Source organism: Schaalia sp. (assembly GCF_050312375.1).
GTDB classification, from domain to species: Bacteria; Actinomycetota; Actinomycetes; order Actinomycetales; family Actinomycetaceae; genus Pauljensenia; species Pauljensenia hyovaginalis.
This window is the reverse complement of the sequence record NZ_JBNOYB010000052.1, coordinates 39,391-55,974: the sequence shown is the minus strand read 5'-3', so window position 1 is coordinate 55,974 and position 16,584 is coordinate 39,391. Positions and strand designations below refer to the sequence as shown.

Below are 16,584 nucleotides of genomic sequence, written 5' to 3'. Positions count from 1 at the left end.
GAACTGGGCGCAGCTGGCGCGGAGCCCCGGGAGGAGCCGGCGCCTGCGGATCCCGCATCACTCACGTGGATCTGGGAGGCGAGCGACTCCGCAGACGCCCGGGCCCGCGACTCCGGGGCAGCGCACGACTCCGAGATGAGCGCCGGCTCGCAGTCGAGCGCCGCCCCCGCTGCGCGCCCGGATTCCGCCCCCGCATCTGCCCCTGCCCCGTCGGGGACGCGCACTCCCCCGGCGCCCTCCGGGGGCGAGGGGAGGCCCACGGACGAACGGCGCCCCACGGCCGGGCGGGGCGCCCTCAACCCCGAGGAGGGATCCCCCGCCGCGCCCACCCGCATCGTCCTGCCCGGCGACAGTCTGTGGGAGATCGCGCGCGCCCAGCTGCCTCCCGGCGCCGACGCGGCGACGATCGACGAGACCTGGCGCGCGATCTACGCGCTCAATGCCGATGCCATCGGTTCCGACCCGAATCTCATCCGCCCCGGACAGACCCTTCTTCTTCCCCAGGAGTCGAAATGAGCGGCCCTTCCCGCGCGCGATCCCTCGATCGCTTCACTCAGACCAGGCGCACCTTCCGCTGGGACATGACCCAGGACGTCTCCGCGACCGAGCTCGCCGACATGAGACTGTGGCTCGACTCCCGGTCCGAGGGCGGTCGGCTCGACCCCGACGTCCCGGACGCGTCGACGTGGTCGGCGGGCCTCGCCCGGGCGATCGTCGAGTCCCTGCTCGGGATGCGCGACAGGCGCCAGCTGGAACGCTGGATGATGCCCTCCCTGTACGCGGCGCTCAAGCACCTCCGCCTCGACTCGGCCTCGACGGGGCGTTCACGGCGCTCCTGCTTCCCCTCGGCCTGGCGGAGCGATGAAATCGCACCGGGCGTCGCGGAGTCCGCGGTCGTGGTGCGCGGCCCGCAGCGCTCCTACGCCGTCGCTCTGCGGCTCGAGGCGTTTCGAGGGCGATGGATGACCACCGCCCTCGAAATCGCCTAGCGCGCCGCGCCGCCGCGCGCGTTCACGAAGATGCTCAACGCCGCTTCCGCGCCTTCTTCGCCGCCGCACGACGCTGCTCACGGTTCGACGACCCCTGCGAAGCAGCGGGAGCAACCTGACCCGATGCCTCGCCCTCGGAGGAGGAGTAGCGCAGGGCCGCGGTCGTCCTCGCCTGGCCGAGGTCGCCCATGACGGAGGCGGCGCGAGCCGTTCGCGCCCGCTGCTCGGCGCGCTTGGCGGCCTGCGCGGCCTTCTCGGCGGCCTTCGCCTCAGCCGCGGCCTCAGCCGCGGCGACGGCGTCGAGGGAGGGGGAATCCGAGGCTTCGGGCGCGGTCTGCGCCCCCTGATCGAAGAGGCCCTTCTCCCGGGCCTGCTCGAGCGCCTTGTCGAACTGCTTGGCGAATGCGAAGACCTGCTGAACGGACTCCTCGCGAATGCGCTCCATCATCGCCTGGAACATCTTCGCGCCCTCGTCCTTGTATTCGACCAGGGGGTCGCGCTGGCCCATCGCGCGCAGGCCGATGCCCTCCTTGAGATAGTCCATCTCGTAGAGGTGCTCGCGCCAGAGGCGATCCACCGTCGCGATGACCACGCGGCGCTCGAGGTTGCGCATCGGGTCCTCGCCGAGCTGGGCGAGCGCCAGGGGGTTCTCCTTCAGGGCGTCCTCCGCGTCCTCGTACACGGCGTGAATGTCGCCGACGAGCTCCGTGATGAGGTCATCGCGGACGAGGGAGCCCCGCCCGCCGTGCTCGGCCTCGACCTCGGCGTAGGAGACCGAGGGCGGGTAGTACGCGCGCAGCGTGTCCCAGATGACGTCGAGATCCCATTCGCGCGGGGACAGGCCGCCGGTCTTCTCGTCGACGATCCCCGCGATCAGCGTCTCCATGAAGGACTTCATCTGCGGTTCGAGGTCCTCGCCCTCGAGCACCCTTCGGCGCTCCTCGTACACGAGCTCGCGCTGACCGGTCATCACGTCGTCGTACTTGAGGACGTTCTTGCGGATCTCGAAGTTGCGCGCCTCGACCTGATGCTGCGCGGACTGGATCGAACGCGAGACCAGGCGGTTCTCCAACGGGAGATCCTCGGGGTAGGCGCCCGAGGCCATGATCCGCTGCGCCATGCCCGAGTTGAACAGGCGCATGAGGTCGTCTTCCATCGACAGGTAGAAGCGGGATTCACCCGGGTCGCCCTGACGGCCGGATCGGCCCCTCAGCTGATTGTCGATGCGCCGGGACTCGTGGCGCTCGGAGCCGAGGACGTAGAGCCCGCCGAGTTCACGGACCTCCTCGCGCTCGGCTTCAACCGCGGCATCGGCCTCGGCGAGGGCGAGAGGCCAGGCGGCGCGGTACTCCTCGGGGTTCTCCTTCGGATCGAGCCCCTGGGCGGCGAGGTTCGCCTGCGCGATGAACTCGGAGTTGCCGCCGAGCATGATGTCGGTGCCGCGCCCGGCCATGTTCGTCGCAACGGTCACGGCGCCCTTGCGGCCCGCCATCGCGACGACGGCCGCTTCACGGGCGTGCTGCTTCGCATTGAGCACCTGGTGGGGGATCCGCTTCTCCTTGAGCAGCTGCGAGAGGAGCTCGGACTTCTCGACGGAGGCGGTGCCGACGAGGATCGGCTGGCCCTTCGCGTGCCGCTCGGCGATGTCCTCGATGATCGCGTTGAGCTTGCCCCGTTCGGTCGGGAAGACGAAGTCGGGCTGATCGACGCGGATCATCGGCTTGTTCGTCGGGATCGGGATGACGCCGATCTTGTAGGTAGAAGCGAATTCCGCCGCCTCGGTCTCCGCGGTGCCCGTCATGCCCGCGCGCGAGCCCTCGGGGTAGAGGCGGAAGTAGTTCTGGAGCGTGATCGTGGCGAGGGTCTGGTTCTCGGCCTTGATCTCAACGCCCTCCTTCGCCTCGATGGCCTGGTGCATGCCGTCGTTGTAGCGCCGACCCGGCAGGACGCGGCCGGTGTGCTCGTCGACGATGAGCACCTCCCCCTGATCGACGATGTAGTCCTTGTCGATGTGGAAGAGCTCCTTCGCCTTGATCGCGTTGTTGAGGAAGCCGATGAGCGGGGTGTTCGCCGCCTCGTAGAGGTTCTCCACGCCGAGCTGGTCCTCGACCGCGTCGATCCCAGGTTCGAGGACGCCGATCGTCTTCTTCTTCTCGTCGACCTCGTAGTCGACGTCGCGGGTGAGGAGCTTCGCGATGCGCGCGAACTCCACGTACCAGCGGTTGACGTCGCCCGATGCCGGGCCGGAGATGATGAGCGGGGTACGGGCCTCGTCGATGAGGATCGAGTCGACCTCATCGACGATCACGTAGTTGTGGCCGCGCTGGACCATGTCCTCGACGCGCTGGGCCATGTTGTCGCGCAGGTAGTCGAAGCCGAACTCGTTGTTCGTCCCGTAGGTGATATCGGCTTCGTACTGCTTGCGGCGCTCGTCGGGGCGCTGGCCGACGAGGACGCAGCCGGTGGTCAGACCGAGGAAGGTGTAGACGCGCGCCATGATGTCGGACTGGTACTTGGCGAGGTAATCGTTGACCGTGACGACGTGGACGCCCTTGCCGGTGAGCGCCCGCAGATAGGCCGGCATGGTCGCGACGAGGGTCTTGCCCTCACCGGTCTTCATCTCGGCGATGTTGCCCTGGTGCAGGGCGATCCCGCCCATGACCTGCACGTGGAAGGGCCTCATGTGGAGGATGCGCCACGCGGCCTCCCTCACGGTCGCGAAGGCCTCGACGAGCAGGTCGTCCAGGGTCTCGCCCTCGGCGAGGCGGGCCTTGAACTCCTCCGTCTTCGCCTGGAGCTCCGCGTCGCTCAGGGCTTCGAAGTCCTCTTGAAGGGCGTCGACCTGACTGGCGAGCTGGTCGAGCTTCTTGAGGGTGCGCCCTTCGCCTGCGCGAAGGATCTTGTCGATGAAGGACACGAGGACTCCTGTGGGTTGAATCGGGGCGAGGGCCCCGTGCGCGTGGCGCGCACCCGTTCAGTTTACGGAGTTCGCGGCCCGGACTCGACCTGACGCGGGCGCGACTCGTCTCATTCGCGGGACTTCCAGCGCCTCGGGGGTGCGATCCCCGTGCTCAAGGGCCCGCCGGAGATGCCTCCGGCGGGCCCTTGAGCTTCAGCGGACGCGGGGTTCAGGCCCTGATCGTCGTGTTGAGCCTGAGGACGCCGTAGGTCCAACCGTGACGGTGGTAGACGACGCAGGGCTGCATCGTCTCCTTGTCGATGAAGAGGAAGAAGGGGTGCCCGACCATCTCCATCTGGTCGAGGGCCTCGTCGACGCTCATGGGTTCGGCTTCATGGACCTTCTGCCGCACGATGATCGGCGAGTCCCCGAGCTGTTCCTCGCGGGCTTCGCCGACCTTGAGGTCTTCTGCGGAGCGCAGCGACGCGGGGGCGGGAGCGGCCTCTTCGGGGGCCCCGCCGTCGAGGGCGACCTCTTCGAGGAGTTCGACGTCCTCGATGTCGCGGGGGTAGCGCCGGCGGTGGTCCTTGTCGCGGTCGCGCATGCGGCGCAGACGTTCGAAGAGCTTGCCCGCAGCGATGTCAACGGCTGCGTAGCGGTCGGCGGACTCCGCTTCAGCGCGGATGATCGGCCCCTTGCCGTAGACGGTCAGCTCGATGCGCTCCGCGGTGTCGGCTTGGCGGGGGTTCCGCTCGTGGGTGAGTTCGACGTCCACCCGCTGAGCGCGGGGGTAGAACTGGGTGACTTTCGAGACCTTCTCTTCGACGTAGGCGCGGAAGTTCGGGTGGATCTCCGCATTGCGCGCGACGACAGTGATGTCCATGTTTCCTCCAGAGGAAGTCGGCGGGCTCCTTCGCCCGCGAATCGAATGCCCGAACGCATCGCCGCTTCGGGCCGTGATCTGAGCTATCACCTCCTCCGATCGCGCGGGGAGCGGTTTTCGTCTTCACCGCCTCCCGCGCGGTGGCTATGGGAGGAGTCTACCCCAGAACGTGATGCGCGTCATAGGATGCGCAGTCCCTTTCACCTGCTGCGACCCGCCCCCGCCTGCGCGAGAACGGCCCCGGCCCGGGCTCCTGCGCACACCCGCGCGAGCTCCCTCAGAGTCGCACCGGTCGTGATGACGTCGTCGACGAGGATGATCCTGTCCGGATCGGGCAGGCGGACTCGGGCCCGCATGATCCCCTCGCGCCCCCGTCTTCGCGCCGCCCCTCCCCTGCCGGCCTGCGAATGGGCGCCGATCCTCACGGCGATCGCATCGACGACGAGGACGCGGGCGCCGCTCGCGCAGGCGAGGCCGCGCGCGACGCCGCGCGCGAGCACGTCCGTCACCCGGGTCCCCGTCAGCCGCCGTTTCCAGCTCGGAGGCGCGGGAACGACCCACCACGGCTCGCCCGAGCGGGGATCCTCCCCCTCCCGGAGGGCGACGATGCCCGCGAGCGCGCGGCCGAGGGTGAAACCGGCTTCCTCGAGGAAGGCGCTCCCATCGAATGCGGGCGAGTGCTTCGCCGCGAGCAGGATCGAGCGGAGCTCGCCCTCGTACGCGCCGGAGGCGATGAGGGGGATCGACTCGCCCGCCCGGGGCGCGTCCTCGAGGAGGCCGACGACGGGCGGCCTCCTGGCGAGCGCCGCGCAGGCGGGGCACACGACTTCGTCCCAGGCCCCGCAGCCGAAGCACTGGGTCGGCCACAGGAGCCCCTGGGCGGCCCTGAGGAGCGTCACGGTCATGCCCCGATGCTCGCACCGGGATGCGTCCTGGGCGGCGCGGGGCGGGGGCGCCTGTGGACGGGCCGGCGATCCCGACGCCCCTGGATGAAGGCGCCGGGTCCTGCTCATCCGGGGAAGCGGATCTCCTTGAAGGTCGCGGGCACGTCCTGCCAGAGCGCCCCGGATCGGCAGTGGACTCCCCCGCGGGAGTCGAGGACGCACAGATTCATCGCCGATGAGCCGGCGCTCAGCGAAACGATGTCCTCGGGGGTGGAGATCGCCGATCCGAATCCCCCCAGGTCGACGTCGATGAGGCCGCTCCCGCCTCCGCGAGCCTCATCCGCGCGGGCGACGGCGACCACGAAGGAGGTGCCGTCCGTCCAGGCCGCGTCGATCACGCCCGTCGCGTAGGAGCCGCCCGACTCGAGTCCGACGATGCTGCGGGGCGCCCCCTCGGTGTCCCGCAGGACGGCGCCGATCCACAGCGCGCCGCCTTCTTCGCCCTCGCGGACGATGAGGGCCCTCGCCCCGTCGGGCGAGATCGCGACCGAGCGGACGGGGACGTCCTCGCCCCCTTCAACGGGGACTTCGATGACCGACCCGTCCGAGCGCGCAGCGATCGCTCCCGCCGGCGCTGCGGCCCAGACGTAGCCGAATCGGTCGATCGAGGGCGCTCCCGAGGACTGGTGCGCCACCCGGGCGCTCTCGGGCTCCGCCCCGCCTCTTTCGATGCGCAGCTCGCCCTCGTGCCTCCACGCGACGAGGTCGTGAGTGACCGGGGACATCGCCGGGGAGCCCGCCCCCTCGAGAGGCTGTTCGGCGAGGTTGAGGGGGACCACCGTCATCGCCGAAATCGTGCCGATCGCGCTCTCATTGAGCCCGACTCGCGTGTCGAGGGAGAAGGCGGGCCCCTCGGGCAGGGGCGAGTCGCTGAGGTCGATCCCAGAGACCTTCAGTTCCACCGCGGAGATCGAGGCGTCCTGGGCCAGGGTGCGCGCGATCTGCCAGTGGAGGAGGGATCGGGCCGTGGAGCTCTCGGGGACGGGCACCTCCAGGGAGACGGTGGCGACTCCTTCGCGCACCTCGATCCCCTGGGAGGGGATGGTCGTCCCACCGGGGATCGCGTTGGTGACCGCCTGGGAGATCCCCTTCTCGGGCCCGCCGACGAGGCCCTTGAGGAGGTGCGTGGACAGGCGCCTCGACGGGTACCAGCGCGGATCGGGGACGAGGGCGTCCCCCGTCGTTGCGGGGAAGTAGAGGTTCGTCAACTCGTACGAGGCGCTGAAGGAGGCCTGGGAGATGATGTAGGCGTTCTCGGGGGCGTCGATCCGCCACTGCCCGTTCTCCTTGACGAGGGCGAGGCTCGCGGTGATCTGGGAGTCGGTGCTGCGCGTCAGGATGCCGTTGGCGTCGACGGAGGCCACGCCCTGGGCGCTGACGGTCACCGAGACGCGGTCCCCGTCCTCCGCCCCGCTCTTGACGAGGGGGCGCGTCGCCGTGTCGTAGATGAGGACTTGCTCCGCCGGATTCCATTCCTGGGCGCTCCCCGAGGTGAGGAAGAGGCGCGCCGTGGCGAAATCGTCGTTCGCGCCCGCGGCGCATGCGAGGAGGAAGTCCGTGACGAGGGTGCTCGGATCGGAGTCGGGGGACGGACCGTCCGCCGCGAGTTGGATCGGCGCGGAATCGGGGATCGACACGTCGAAGGGCTGCGGGGCGGAGGCGTCCGGCAGGGAGGTGCACCCCGTGAGGAGCAGGAGGGCGAGGGCGAGGGCGAGGAGGCGTTTCATGCGTCCTCCCACAGGCCGAGCGGCCCCGGTCCGATGGGGGCCCCGGGTTCTTTCGGGATCGTCATGAGGAAGGAGGAGCCGTTGCCGGGCTCTCCCCGAGCCGTCAGGATCCCCCCGTGCAGTGCGACGTCCTCGGCGGCGATCGACAGGCCCAGGCCCGTGCCGCCCGTGGTGCGCTTGCGCGAGGCGTCGGCCCGGTAGAAGCGGTCGAAGACGCGGGCCGCCGTCTCCTCGGTCATGCCGACCCCGTGGTCGCGCACGCGCACGGCGACCGCCTCCTCGTTCTGGGCGATGGTGATGTCGACGCTGGTCCGGTCGGCGAACTCGAGGGCGTTCACGAGGAGGTTCCTCAGGACGCGTTCGATCCGACGCGCATCGATGGATGCGGCGCAGCGGTGATCGGGCTCGCGGACCGTCACTTCGACCCCCAGTCGCTGGGCGAGTTCGGCGTTGGCCTTCACGACCTTCGCGACGACGGCGCGCAGATCGGTGAGCTCCGCGGCGAGATCGGCCGATCTCGCGTCGTAGCGGGAGATCTCGAGAAGATCGGTGAAGAGCGAGTCCATGCGGTCGGTCTGCTCGTGGAGGAGTTCCGCCGAGCGCTTCGCGGCAGCCGGGAGCGATTCGCGATTGTCCCAGATGATCGAGTCGGCCATGCGGATCGTCGTCAGCGGCGTGCGCAGTTCGTGCGACACGTCCGAGACGAAGCGCTGCTGGAGTTGGGAGAGTTCGTCGTATTCCTCGATCTTGTCCTGCAGGGAGGCCGCCATGTCGTTGAAGGCGCGGGACAGGTCCGCCATCTCGTCTTCGCCGTGGACGTCGACTCGCGCATCGAGGTCCCCCGAGGCGAGGTGCTTGGCGGCGTCGGCCGTGCGGCGCACCGGGAGGAGGAATTTGTAGAGCATCCAGAACACGGCGAGCGGGAGGCCGAGGACGATGGGGATCGCCGCGACGAGGAGGACCCGCATCGCCATGTCGACCTGGCGCTGGTCCGAGGCGAGGGAGTAGACGATGTAGAGCTCGTGCGGGCCGGCCCTGGGGATTTCGACCTCCATCCCGACGAGGATCCCGGGGGCCCCGGAGGAGTCGCTGAGGCGGATCGAGACGGACTGCCATTGCGCGGAACCGGAGTCGCGGACAGCTTGCCTCATGGCGCGGTCGATGAGGTCGAGGACGTCGGCGTCGACGATCTGGTTGATGCGGAAGGAGGTGAGGGAATCGGGCGAGCGGAGGAGTGCGACCGAGACGGCGCCCGCGCCCGCGGCCGAGGAGCGGATCGATTCGACGACCTGTCGGGCCGTTTCCTGAACCTGATCGGGGGTGCTCGCCGTCGATTGATCGAATGTCTGCCGGGCCGAGGAGAATCGGACCGCCGCGTCGTCGAGGACCAGGTCCTTGCGGGATTCGAATGCGGAGGTGCGCAGTTGCGCCGAGACGGTGAGCGCGAAGACCGACATGAGCGCCAGCGCGGCGGCGGTGACCGCGAGGGCCGAGCGGATCGACAAGGACCTGCGCACGGCTAAGGCGGGCTTCGATGAGAGGAGGCGGGCTCCGACGCGGGAGCGCTTCCACGCGCCGACGAGCGGGGCGAGCAGGCGCCGTGACGGGACCGAGCGCGCGCGCCCTCCCGATTCAGGCCCCTGTTCCCGCACGGTACCCGACGCCCCTGACGGTGACGACGATCTCGGGGTTCTCCGGATCCCGTTCGATCTTCGAGCGGAGCCTTTGGACGTGGACGTTCACCAGTCGCGTGTCGGCCGCGTGCCTGTAGCCCCACACCCTCTCGAGGAGCTCCTCGCGGGTGAAGACCTTCCAGGGCGCGCTGCCGAGGGCCACGAGCAGGTCGAATTCGAGCGGCGTGAGGGCGATCGGCTCCGCTCCCCGGTGGACGGCGTGTCCGGGCACGTCGATGACGAGGTCGCCGAGGACGAGGCGCGCGTCCCCCGATTCCTCACGGCCGCGCAGGCGGGCCCGGATGCGCGCGATGAGCTCCTTCGGTTTGAAGGGCTTGGGCACGTAGTCGTCCGCGCCCGCTTCGAGGCCCGCGACGACGTCCGCCGTATCCGAACGCGCCGTGAGCATGACGATCGGAACGTCGGATTCACGTCGGATGAGGCGGCACACTTCGATGCCGTCGAGTCCGGGCAGCATGAGGTCGAGCAGAACGAGATCGGGCGTGCTCCGATGGAAGGCGTCGAGGGCGACAGAGCCGTCCGGGCAGGTATCGACGGCGAAGCCCTCGGCCCCGAGGACGATTCCGATCATCTCGGCGAGCGCCGCATCGTCGTCGACGACGAGGATCCGCGAATTCATGTCACGATAGTGTCACGAATTGCGTGATCGCGGGGGCAGACTCGCGGACTTCCCCGACCGAGGAGCAGGAAGCCGGGACCGCTCCGCGTGGACACCCCGCTGCCCATGCGGAAGACTGAGGGCGACCCGGACAAGGAAGGACTGTCGTGACCGATCCGCAGATCCACCCGCTGAACGACTCGTATCGCGTCGAGGGGGCGCCGGGCTGGGGCCCGGCGATGCCTCCGGGGGCCTCGTCCGGATGGACCCCCTCGGCCTGTCCCGAGACGGACGAATCGGAGCCCTCGGGGATCATTCCGCTCCGCCCTTTGACGATCGCCGACATCTTCTCGGGCACCCTGAACGCGATTCGCGCGAACCCCCTGCTCCATCTCGGTCTGACCGCCTGCGTGATGGCCCTCGTCGGCGCGGCCGCGGGCATCCAGGGCGCCGGCCTGTCCCGGGCGCTCCGCCTCGTCGAGCGCGCATTCGTCGTTTCGACCGGTGCCGACCCCCTTTGGGGCCTCAGAGGCGTCCTCATCCCCTCCCTGTCGTTCTCCGCGCTCGCCCTCGTCCTTTCGGTCCTCGCCTCCGTGCTGCTCACCGGGATGCTGTCGCTCGCGGTCGCTGATTCGGTGGTCGGTCGCAGGCCGACGGCGCGCGAGACGTGGAAGCGCCTGCGCCCGCGATTCGCGCCCCTGCTGGGAACGACCCTCCTCATCTCCCTGCTCTCCGTGGCCTTCATCGCGGTCATGACCGCGGTCATCCTGATGATCGTCTTCGGGCTCCTGGCCCTGGTCCCCGAGATGGAGAGCTCGCTCTTCATCTGGGTGATCATGCTCGTCCTCATGTGCCTCATCGTCATCGCGGTGACATTCGCCGCCCTCGTCGCCCTCACCGTTCGACTGGTCTTCGCACCGATCGTCTGCGTCTTGGAGGAGCGCGGGCCCGTGGAGTCGATCTCACGATCGTGGGCGTTGACCGGGGGCGCTTTCGGCCGACTGCTCGGGCGCTATCTCCTGATGGTCCTGGTGGTGAACACCCTCGTCGGCGTCGTGGTCGGGGCCTTCACCGGGGTGACGACGACCGTCATGATGCTCCTCAACTCCCCGGTGTTCGACGGCGCAGCCACCGGTTTGACGGTGATGCTCGCGGGCATCGCCGTTCCGGTCCAAGTGGCGTGCGCGGTGCTCATGTACACCGATGAGAGGATGCGGACCGAGGGTCTGGCCCCCGCCCTCGCGGCCGCACGGGCGAGTGCGGCCGCCGGGTCCCCCATGGGCTCCTAGTCCTGGCGCGGTGCCGGTCCTTCGGCGTCGATGACCTGGAAGCGGGCGCGCCTCTTCGCGAAGGCCGACTCGGGATCGAGGGGGTTGTCGTCGGCCGCTCGGGGCCGGGAGGGGGCGAAGGGCCCGCGCTCGGGCTCCCCCGCTCGCATCGATTGAGCCGCCGTTTGAGCGGCCGGACGGGCCGGGGGGGCCTCGTTCTCGGGGGTCTCAGCGGCCGCGCGTCTGACCGCATCGACGAGGGCGAGCAGGTCGTCGCCCGTGGGAGCGGCCGGTTCGAAATGCGTCTGGAGACGGACGACCTGCCACCCCTTCGGCGCCGTGAGGTGCTGGGCGTGAATGTCGCAGAGATCGTAGGCGTTGGGTTCGGCGACCGTTGCGAGGGGGCCCAGGACGACCGTCGAGTCGGAGTAGTCGTAGGTGAGCGTCGCGACGCCGGGGCGCTGGCAGCCGGGCTTGGAGCAGTGTCTGGCCGAAATCACTGGACCAGAGTACGGCACGGCGGGCGCGCCGAGCGATTGAGCGTTCGGTGCGTCACCTCGCTAGGCTGGACGGGTGCCCCTTGCTGCTCATCGTCCCGCGCGCGACCGTCACGGCCGCGGCCCCCGAGGCCCTCTCTTCTTCCCGGGCACTCCCGCATGGCGGACCCGTCGGGAGGCCTTCGACGAGCTCGTCGGGGCGGTTGTCGATGAGTTGACGCGCAGGTGGTCGGCCGTTGCCCGGATCGAGTTCGCGACCGAGGACGTTCCGCCCTCCGATCCGGCTCCGTGGGAGGACCACTCCGAAGTGCTCGCCCGCGTGTTCTTCGCGGATCGACGCCGCGGCCTTTCCGACCGGATCGTGGTCTACCGCTTGCCGATCGTGCTGCGCTCGGAGGGCGGGGATTACGCGGAGGCCGTGCGGCGCGTCCTCGTCGAGCGCATTTCGCACATCATCGCGCTCGGCCCCGACGAGATCGACGACGCCTTGAAGTAGGGGCTCACGGTCCCAGCCGGACCTCGGCTTCGCGCGCGACGAGTCCCGCGGTGCCGATCGGCCAGGCGGAGTGCAGCGCGCCCGAGGGGGTTTCGACGCTGATGAGGAGCGCGGCGCGGACGGGGCCGTCGGCGCGGAACAGGGCGTCGTCCTCGCCGAGCCGGATCTGTGCCGAAGCGCCTGCGGCGAGCTCGAGGCGCTCGGATCCGAGGCTCACGGCGACGGGCGCCCCGCCCTCGAGCGCCGGGTTCGCGACGAGGAGCGAGGCGGCGACGGTTCCGCTCCCGGAGGGGGTGGCGATGGAGGTGGCGCGCAGCGGTTCGGCCAGGAGCTGCCCGTCGACCAGCGGGCGCAGGGCGCCCAGGCCGGGAAGATCCGCCGTCATGACCGCGGATGCGGGGACGAGCGAGGAGATCACCTCCCGCTGCTCCTGCGAGCCGGGCCAGGGGCCGACGATCCTGGTCTGGATCGCGGTCGCTACGATCGCCTGATCGGAGTCGATGCGGATCCCGATCGCCTCCTTCGAGGCGCCGGTCAAGGGGATCGAGAGCACTCCCTTGGCATCGATCCTCACGTCCCCTCCTTCGAGCGCCCGGGGGCCCGAGGGGGTGAGCAGGGTGATCGACAGGGCGGCCGGATCCTCGCCGGGAACGGCGACGAGGAGCGACGAGGAGTCTTCACCGCCCACGCCGAGGATCGTCGTGCTCTTGAGCGGCGTCGTCGAGGGGATCCAAGTCGTGCCCCGGGGGATCTCCCCGTTCATCTTCGACACCTGCGCGAAGGCGGCGACGCCTGCGCCGTCGGCTCGGACGCGCAGGACGAGTCTTTCCTCGTCTGCGAACCATCCGGCGGGCAGGAGCGCCACGGAGGAGTTGGCGGGCACGGTGACGACCTGGCCCGCCTCGCCGAGGGGCCCCAGGGCTCCGTAGCCCTCGATGGTCACCTGGGAGGGGGTCGGCGCCGGGTTGGACAGGAGCAGGACGGCATCGGATCCGACGGTGGTGGGCCCGATCGCGAGCCATTGGTCGAGTGAGGGGACGGCGCAGCCGGTGGTCGTAAGGCCGAGGAGATCGCCGCCTCCCTGGCCCGAGAGGATCATCGCACTCGGGATGGTCAGCGTCTGGCCCTCCCCGGCTCGGGCGGTGAGGGTTTCCGGCGCGTCATGAGCGGCGTCGAGTCCCGTGGAGGACCAGATCCCCGCGGAGGCCCGCCGGGTCGTGTCGAAGGGGTCGATGATGCCGGTGGGGCAGGCCAGGGCGACGCTCCTCGCGTTCGCTTCGACGAGGGCCGAGGGCGCCTCGCGGACGGGCTCCGTCGGCAGGAGGGCGTCCGTGAGGGCGGCCGCGCCGAGGAGGACGGTTCCGAGGAGCAGGAGGCCGAGGGGGGCGATGCGCGCGGATTTCATTTGCCGGACCTCCAGGGGATCGCGGCGAGGGCCGTCAGAGCGAGAATGAGCAGGACGGTGATCTGCCAGGTGAGCGTCCGGGCGCGGGCGTGGGAGACGACGAGCGTCCCCGGGCCGAGATCGCTGAATCCCTGGGCCCAGCCGTCGACGGTGGTGGGGGCGAGTTCGACGCCGTTGAGGCGTGCCCGCCATCCGGCATCGGCGCGTTCGGCGAGGACGAGCGCGCCCTGCGTCTGCCCGTCCAGTTCGACTCGAACGCCCTCGGCCGTCGAATCGACGGGCTCCGGCCCGCCTTGGGCGTCGATGCGCACGCGCGAGGGGGCGGTTCCTCGCGGCCGGACCCGCCAGACGATTCCGGCATCGGTCTGACCGATGCGTTCGAGGCCGACGGCGCGATCCAGGCCGCCTGCGATGAGGGGGAGTCCCGGTGAATCCGCGGGGACCAGGACCGTATCGACTCCGTGCGCGGCGATGTCGGCGACGACGTCCTCGTCCGGGTAGACGACGAGGGCGAGTGCGGCGCTTTCGAGAGCCTCGACGGCGGGATCGGCGTTAGCGCCGCCGACGAGCGCACGTGCCCGGGACAGGGGCGTGGAATCAGTGAGGGAGGGGCCGGCTCCTCGCCACAGGGCGATGTCGAGGCGGGCGAGGCCCTCATCGGCGTCGAGGACGAGGACGCGCGCCTGGCGCGAGGAGATCTGCCCCTGCTCGCTCACGGCGGCGATCAGGGGCGCGGAGGCGTGAACGCCTCGGGAGACGGGGGCGGGCGCGTCCGAGGGGGCGGAGGCTGCCCCGATGCGGTCGATGAGGGGGGTCGCTCCGGCTGCAAGGGCGCACAGGGCCAGCAAGGCGCCGAGACGGCCCGCGCGGCGCATTCCGGGAGCCCCGATCTCCGGCAGGGTGGGAGCGGCGAGGAGGCCCGCCGTCATGAGACCGAGGGCGGCCAGGGAGAGCATCGGCGAGATCCACGCCGTGGTCACCTGCGAGTCGACGACTCCCACGTCCACGCGGCGCACGACGGCCGCGAGGAGGAGGAAGAGGGCGGAGAGGACGATGAAGGCGGGCGCGAAGCCGAGGCGCGCGGAGTCCGCATTCGTCGTCCTCAGCGCCTGCGGCATGAGGAGGCAGGCCGAGATGAGGAGCACGACCATCGGGATCGCCTGCAGGATCAGGCGGAGCGGCTCCGACTCGAGGACGGGAAGCCCGAGGAGCACTTCCCACGAGCGCGCCATCATCGTCGCGGCGTCGGGGCCCGCGGCGGTCGTCAGGGCCCGCCAGGATCCGGAGCTCGTCACCGCATCGACGGCGAGTGGCGCGAGGAGCACGCAGGAGGGGATGAGGACGAGGAGGGCGAGTCGGCCCCCGCCCCGTCCCAGGAGGACGATGACGGCGACGAGCACGAGGAGGAGGGCCCAGGGGACGCAGGCGACGAGTGCGGCGGAGAGGATCGCGAAGCGCGCGAGGGCGCCCGAGCGCCGTCCCGGTTCGAAGGCGGCGATGTCGAAGGCGCCGCGCAGGCGCAGCGGGACCGCCGGTGCCGCGAGGCCCACCCAGATGCCGGCGGCGAGGGGGAGCAGGACGTGGAAGAGGGCCGGGGCGAGTCTGCCCTGCTCGAGGCTGACTCCGAGTGCGGGCAGCGCCGTCCAGGTCAGAGCCGTCGCGCCTCGAAGGCCCGGACTGCGCGTGAGACGGCATGCGAAGGCCCAGGCGCTTCCCGCGGCCGCGGGAAGCGCGAGAACGAGGATCCAGGCCAGCACCGCGTTCATGGGGATGCCCGCGAGCCCGAGGGGGACGAGGACGAGGGCGAGCGGGAGGAGGAAGGGGTCGGGGGCTCCGGGGAGGCCGTCGCCTCCGGCGATCCACCATGAGAAGGCCGCGTGCCACAGATCCGCGGGCGCTTTCGGGGCGGCGGCCCATGCCCCTCCTGCGAGAGTCGGGCCGATCCCCCACCAGCGCAGGAAGGCGAGGGCGGAGGCGAGGGCGAGGACGAGGGCGAGCACCCAGGCGTTGCGGGCGGAATAGGAGGCCCTCGCCTTCGCCACGATCGGATCGTCGAGGTGGTCCTCGGAGGGGCCCTCGACGCGTTTGAGGTCCTTCTTGAGAGCGCGCAGGCGTTTGCCCCGGACTTCGAGGGGGCGCAGTGCCGAGCGGGGGACACGCGCGATGAGCCGCATGCGCGAACGTTCGACGAGCAGATGAGGGGTGAAACGGATGAGGCGGAGCCAGGCCGTGATCTCGGGCGGGAAGAGGCGCCCGCGACCGCTCAGGAGGCGCGCGAGGGCGCGCAGGGGCGTCCAGAGGAGCAGCCATGCCATGAGGAGGGGCAGCAGGGGCGAAGGCACCGCTTTCGCCCAGTTGTACAGCTGGGCGAAGCGCCTGGCGCCGAAGCTCGGGTCCGCCGGATCGCCCTTGAGGGTGCGCGCTTTCAGCGCCGAGTCGAAGTCCGAGCCCCCGTTCCCGCCCTCGAGGGCGGGTGAACCGGGGCCGCGCGGGATCAGGGAGGCCCTGGCGTGCCGGATCCTGGCCCCTGGGACGACGACGACGCGGAAGCCCGCGCGGTGCAGGCGGCGCGAGAAGTCGAGGCCGTCGCCGAAGGGGCCGAGCGCCGAGTCGAAACCTCCGACCGCCTCCCATGCCCCGGGGTCGAGCAGCATTCCCGCGGTGCCGATTCCGAGGACATCACTGCGGCCGTCGTACTGCCCCTGGTCGATCTCGCCGGGCAGGATCGATTCGAGGCGGCGCGCGCTCGATGTCGCCTCGATGCCCACCTCGAGGAGCCCGGCGCCTTGCGCGTCGAGCTGTTTGGGGCCGGCGGCCGCGATCGTGCGACCGAGGTCGGCGACTTCCCACAGCCTCTCCAGGCAGGTCGCCTCGGGTTCGGAGTCGTCATGGAGGATCCACCACCAGCGGGCGCTAAGCAGGCCGGGGTCGAGCGCGCGCACCGCGGTATTGAGGGCGTCGCCGAGGTTCTTCGCGCCGGGGGTCGCGATGGTGCGGATGGCGGGATCTGCTCCGTCGAGGCGCGCCGTCGCGGGCGCGCCGGGGGAAGCGGACCTGGAGCAGTCGAGGATGAGGATCTCATCGGGTGCGAGCGTCTGCGCGCGACAAGCCCCGAGAACGCGCGATGCCGAGTCGGGATCGCGCGCGACGATGAAGGCGAGGATCTGGGATTTCACCAGATAGC

General features: G+C 70.5%; 13 protein-coding genes. 4 read left to right on the top strand and 9 right to left on the bottom strand.

Features of this window, described 5'->3' with window-relative positions; genetic code table 11:
• Both ACQY7V_RS04395 and ACQY7V_RS04390 read left to right on the top strand, forming a co-directional pair.
• Positions 1-516: LysM peptidoglycan-binding domain-containing protein (locus ACQY7V_RS04395; RefSeq protein WP_428639076.1), on the top strand; the 516-nt coding region annotated here is incomplete at its 5' end.
• Complete coding sequence (locus ACQY7V_RS04390; protein ID WP_184452185.1) at positions 513-989, top strand: Rv3235 family protein; 477 nt, start codon at positions 513-515, stop codon at positions 987-989. The genes ACQY7V_RS04395 and ACQY7V_RS04390, both read left to right, overlap by 4 nt.
• Before the next feature lie 34 nt (positions 990-1,023).
• On the opposite strand, the gene secA is transcribed toward ACQY7V_RS04390, so the two are convergent.
• From secA to mtrA, 6 genes are all read right to left on the bottom strand, one after another.
• The gene (gene secA / locus ACQY7V_RS04385; protein ID WP_428639073.1) at positions 1,024-3,906 is read right to left on the bottom strand and encodes a preprotein translocase subunit SecA; all 2,883 of its coding nucleotides are present in this window, start codon (positions 3,904-3,906) and stop codon (positions 1,024-1,026) included.
• 211 nt (positions 3,907-4,117) lie between these two features.
• The gene (hpf, locus tag ACQY7V_RS04380) at positions 4,118-4,771 is read right to left on the bottom strand and encodes a ribosome hibernation-promoting factor, HPF/YfiA family (RefSeq protein WP_154478256.1); all 654 of its coding nucleotides are present in this window, start codon (positions 4,769-4,771) and stop codon (positions 4,118-4,120) included.
• A gap of 200 nt (positions 4,772-4,971) precedes the next feature.
• Complete coding sequence (locus ACQY7V_RS04375) at positions 4,972-5,676, bottom strand: ComF family protein (RefSeq protein ID WP_428639071.1); 705 nt, start codon at positions 5,674-5,676, stop codon at positions 4,972-4,974.
• Between the two features lie 104 nt (positions 5,677-5,780).
• Positions 5,781-7,442 (bottom strand): LpqB family beta-propeller domain-containing protein, encoded by a 1,662-nt coding sequence (locus ACQY7V_RS04370; protein WP_320836475.1) that lies wholly within the window; start codon positions 7,440-7,442, stop codon positions 5,781-5,783.
• Positions 7,439-9,094, bottom strand: a complete 1,656-nt coding sequence (gene mtrB, locus ACQY7V_RS04365) for an MtrAB system histidine kinase MtrB (protein ID WP_407826333.1) — start codon at positions 9,092-9,094, stop codon at positions 7,439-7,441. Before mtrB ends, ACQY7V_RS04370 begins: the two co-directional genes overlap by 4 nt.
• The gene (mtrA, locus tag ACQY7V_RS04360) at positions 9,075-9,755 is read right to left on the bottom strand and encodes an MtrAB system response regulator MtrA (RefSeq protein ID WP_235361241.1); all 681 of its coding nucleotides are present in this window, start codon (positions 9,753-9,755) and stop codon (positions 9,075-9,077) included. Before mtrA ends, mtrB begins: the two co-directional genes overlap by 20 nt.
• 146 nt (positions 9,756-9,901) lie before the next feature.
• On the opposite strand from mtrA, the gene ACQY7V_RS04355 reads away from it, so the two are divergent.
• Positions 9,902-11,023, top strand: a complete 1,122-nt coding sequence (locus ACQY7V_RS04355) for a hypothetical protein (RefSeq protein WP_235361242.1) — start codon at positions 9,902-9,904, stop codon at positions 11,021-11,023.
• Here the strand turns inward: ACQY7V_RS04355 and ACQY7V_RS04350 are convergent.
• The gene (locus tag ACQY7V_RS04350; RefSeq protein ID WP_320836474.1) at positions 11,020-11,502 is read right to left on the bottom strand and encodes a DUF3499 domain-containing protein; all 483 of its coding nucleotides are present in this window, start codon (positions 11,500-11,502) and stop codon (positions 11,020-11,022) included. The two genes, ACQY7V_RS04355 and ACQY7V_RS04350, sit on opposite strands and share 4 nt — an antisense overlap.
• Positions 11,503-11,575: 73 nt before the next feature.
• Between ACQY7V_RS04350 and ACQY7V_RS04345 the strand changes: the two genes are divergently transcribed.
• Positions 11,576-11,995, top strand: coding sequence for a metallopeptidase family protein (locus ACQY7V_RS04345; RefSeq protein ID WP_320836473.1), 420 nt, complete (start codon positions 11,576-11,578; stop codon positions 11,993-11,995).
• A 4-nt stretch (positions 11,996-11,999) separates the two neighbouring features.
• On the opposite strand, the gene ACQY7V_RS04340 is transcribed toward ACQY7V_RS04345, so the two are convergent.
• Positions 12,000-13,400, bottom strand: a complete 1,401-nt coding sequence (locus ACQY7V_RS04340; protein WP_303773591.1) for a DUF5719 family protein — start codon at positions 13,398-13,400, stop codon at positions 12,000-12,002.
• Positions 13,397-16,576 (bottom strand): glycosyltransferase family 2 protein, encoded by a 3,180-nt coding sequence (locus ACQY7V_RS04335; protein WP_320836472.1) that lies wholly within the window; start codon positions 16,574-16,576, stop codon positions 13,397-13,399. The genes ACQY7V_RS04340 and ACQY7V_RS04335 overlap by 4 nt, the downstream gene beginning before the upstream one ends.
• Positions 16,577-16,584: the final 8 nt, after the last annotated feature.